This is a genomic window from Xanthomonas sp. SHU 199, assembly GCF_000364665.1.
Taxonomy (GTDB): Bacteria; Pseudomonadota; Gammaproteobacteria; order Xanthomonadales; family Xanthomonadaceae; genus Xanthomonas_A; species Xanthomonas_A sontii.
Map to the genome: position 1 here is coordinate 1 of NZ_AQOI01000386.1, position 1,443 is coordinate 1,443.

1 protein-coding gene and 1 pseudogene are annotated in these 1,443 nt (G+C 71.2%); one reads left to right on the plus strand and one right to left on the minus strand.

Annotation, left to right across the window (positions count from 1 at the left end):
• On the plus strand, positions 1 to 825 hold an 825-nt coding region (locus D183_RS0112850), incomplete at its 5' end, for a ribonuclease H-like domain-containing protein (RefSeq protein WP_017909353.1).
• Positions 826 to 849: 24 nt separating this feature from the next.
• On the opposite strand, the pseudogene D183_RS0112855 reads toward D183_RS0112850, so the two are convergent.
• Positions 850 to 1,443: pseudogene (locus tag D183_RS0112855) on the minus strand (M56 family metallopeptidase); the annotation flags it as partial.

Consider the following 1,443-nt stretch of genomic DNA (forward strand, 5'->3'; position numbering starts at 1 on the left):
CCGTTCGACCGCGGCGGCACCGATGTGTCCGCGCTGCGGCGCCTGCTCGGCCTGCGCGAGCGTGCGGTCGCGCCCACCGCGGCTGCATCCGCACGCAAACCGGCCGCGGCGCCGGACCGGCACCTGCCCGGGGTGGAGATCGCACCCGGGCTGCACCTGATCGAGGCGTTCCTGCCGCAGCCGATCCCCGCCGGCGCGCTGTCGCTGGCTTTCGCCCGCCGTGAGGATGCGGTGGAACCGACCGACCTGCTGTTCTTCGACACCGAAACCACCGGCCTGGCCGGCGGCACCGGCACCCGCGCCTTCATGATCGGCGCGGCCGACTGGAGCGTGCATCCGGCCGACGGCCCGGGCCTGCGCATCCGCCAGTTGCTGATGGCAACGATGGGCGCGGAGAAAGCGATGCTGGAAGCGTTCCGCGCCTGGCTGCGGCCGGGCACCGTGCTGTCCAGCTACAACGGCCGCTGCTACGACGCGCCGTTGTTGAAGACCCGCTATCGGCTGGCGCGCTGCGCCGATCCGCTGTCGGCGCTGGACCACGTGGATCTGCTGCATCCCACCCGCCGCCGCTACCGCGGCACCTGGGAGAACTGCAAGCTCGCCACCATCGAGCGGCAATTGCTGCGCGTGGTGCGCGAGGACGACCTGCCGGGCTCGGAAGCGCCAGCGGCGTGGCTGAGCTACCTGCGCGGCGGCAACGCGCGCAACCTGCGCCGCGTCGCCGCACACAACCACCAGGACGTGGTCACGCTGGCGCTGCTGCTGCAGCGCCTGGTCGCCGCCGAGGCCGAAGAACGCGCGCTGGCGGCGGCCGCGTCGGCGTAGGCGCTGCGCACGCCGCCGGCGACATCACTCCAGCCGCTGCGCATTGCCCGCGGCGATGGCGGCATCGAACAGGCGGTCGACCTCGCGATCGATCTGCGCGCTCAATTCGCCCTGACGCGCACCCAGTTCGCCCTGCTGCCGGCCCAGCGCGGCCTGCTGTTCGCCGAGCGCGCGCATCTTCGCCGACAGTGCATCCTGGCGCTGCGCCAGTTCGGTCTGGGCACGTGTTTGCGCCTTGGCGGCAATGCCGTTGGAGTCCATGCGGTCCGCCGCCAGCGCGATGCTCTCCCGGACCAGCTTGCCCTGTTCACGACCCAGCTCGCCCTGCTCTCGGCCCAGTGCTCCCTGGCGCTTGCCGAGCTCGCCCTGCTGCGCGCCCAGCTTGCCGATCGGCTCGAATAGCGCGTCGAAGCGGGCCAGCAGCGCAGGATCGTGCACCACGTAGCGCTTGCCGCCGCGGCGGAACCACAGGCCATCGCCCTGGGTCTCGCGCTTCATGCTGGCGAGTTCGTCGCTGCTCCCACTCATCGTCGAATGGTTGCCCTTGACCCGGACATACGACTGTTCGATTTTGCCGTTGTGGGTTTTCTGCATCGATCGCGTGCTGATCCGCGAGCC